General features: G+C 68.3%; 1 protein-coding gene. It reads left to right on the top strand.

Going from position 1 to position 1,391, the window contains the following annotated elements; all coding sequences use genetic code 11:
* Window positions 1–60: 60 nt before the first annotated feature.
* Window positions 61–1,269: an IS701 family transposase gene (locus tag ACFWBW_RS41720; RefSeq protein ID WP_385385154.1), complete on the top strand. Its 1,209-nt coding sequence runs from the start codon at window positions 61–63 to the stop codon at window positions 1,267–1,269.
* Window positions 1,270–1,391: the final 122 nt, after the last annotated feature.

Below are 1,391 nucleotides of genomic sequence, written 5' to 3'. Positions count from 1 at the left end.
CCTAGTAGTGCTTTGTTAGCTGGTCTTGTCACGGCGTGTGTCTGGTAGTTCGCTGGTTGTATGAGGGCTGGGGAGCTTGCTGCGGTACGGGTCCGGTTGGAGGAGTTCGCCTCCGAGGTGTTCACGCCGCTGGTGCGGCGGGACCAGCGCGAGAAGGGCTTGCTCTATGTGCGGGGGCTGTTGCTGGACGGCCGACGGAAGTCGATGCAGCCGATGGCCGAACGCCTCGGCATTGATCACCAACGGTTGCAGCAGTTCATGACGTCTTCGACCTGGCCGGTCGAGGACGTCCGGGCCCGGCTCGCATGGCGGGCCGTTCGGGTGGTGCGTCCGCAGGTGTGGGTCGTGGACGACACCGGCTTCCCCAAGGACGGCACCGCCTCGCCGGGGGTCGCCCGCCAGTACTCGGGCACGCTGGGCAAGGTCGGCAACTGCCAGATCGGCGTCAGCGTCCACGCCGCCACGGACACGGCCTCCTGCCCGCTGTCCTGGCGGCTGTTCCTGCCTGCCGCATGGGACGGGCCCGAGGCAGCCGCCCGTCGCGAGGCCTGCCGGATCCCCGATACCGAGCACCACCGCCCCAAGTGGCAGCTCGCGCTGGACATGCTCGACGAACTCGACCAGATCGGCCTGCGACCCGCCGCACTGGTCGCGGACACCGGCTACGGCGCGAACGCGGACTTCCGCCACGGCCTCGAAGACCGAGGCCTGGCTTACGTCCTGCAGGTGAAAGCCGAGATGACCGCCCACGGCGAGGACGCCGAACCACACCAGCCCGCATACAGCGGGTTGGGCCCCCGGCCGTTGCCCCGTTACCGCACCCGGCCCCTCTCCTTACGCGACCACGTGCTGGCCGCAGGCCGGCAGGTGGGACGCACGCTGACCTGGCGCAAGGGATCGAAGGCGGCGATGAGCTCGCACTTCGTGCTCCTGCGGGTCCGCCTGGCCGGTCGCCGGCCCAAGCCCGCCGCTGACGGGACGATCCCCCTCACCTGGTTGATCGCGCAGTGGCCCGAGGGTGAAGCGGAGCCGGTGAAGTACTGGATCTCGAACCTGCCCGGCGACATTCCCGCGAAGGATCTGGTCCGTCTCGCGAAGACACGCTGGCGGATCGAGCACGATTACCGCGAGCTGAAAACAGCTCTGGGCCTGGACCACTTCGAGGGCCGCTCCTTCACCGGCTGGCACCGACACGTCACCCTCGTCACCGCCGCCCATCTCTTCCTCACCGAACAGCGGAGAGCCCCAAAAGTCCCTGCCAGGGCCTGACCCTCTACCAGGCCCTGGACCTCCTCCAACACCTCATCGCCACCTGGACCGGCACCTGCCCCACCTGCCGACAACCCACCCCATGGCAGCCCTACGACAGCACGTAACAAAGCACTACTAGG

The sequence above is a fragment of the Streptomyces sp. NPDC059957 genome (genome assembly GCF_042730015.1).
Taxonomy (GTDB): Bacteria; Actinomycetota; Actinomycetes; order Streptomycetales; family Streptomycetaceae; genus Streptomyces.
The sequence above is the reverse complement of the archived record's forward strand: the minus strand, read 5'-3'. Positions and strand labels throughout refer to the sequence as shown.

What these genes read in the sequence shown, in the direction of transcription:
- ACFWBW_RS41720 (WP_385385154.1), top strand. Translation starts at nt 61, where the DNA reads ATGAGGGCTGGGGAGCTTGCTGCGGTACGGGTCCGGTTGGAGGAGTTC.